At 56.9% G+C, this 218-nt stretch carries 1 pseudogene; it reads right to left on the bottom strand.

Annotated features, from left to right (window positions below):
* Nucleotides 1-218, bottom strand: a pseudogene (locus K1F36_RS20005) (IS21 family transposase); the annotation flags it as partial.

Genomic DNA, 218 nt, shown 5'->3' with positions numbered 1-218 from the left:
GCCTGGGCGTACCGTTTGATCTCATAGCGTTTCTCGGGCAGGGGCATCAGTTCCCGGCTTTCCACCTCGAGGAACAGTGAACGTCGGGAGTATTCCCTTCCCCTGAAGGACATGTCGTTGTGCTTTTCCAACAGCTCCCGGATCGCGGTGTTGATATCGGCCACACTGTGGAAGGTCTCGTTCCGTAAGGGCGCGAACACCCTTGTGTAGATGATGCG

Origin of the sequence: Flagellimonas abyssi, from assembly GCF_019457905.1 — a bacterium.
Lineage (GTDB): Bacteria > Bacteroidota > Bacteroidia > Flavobacteriales > Flavobacteriaceae > Flagellimonas > Flagellimonas abyssi.
This window is presented reverse-complemented; position numbering and strand designations above follow the sequence as displayed.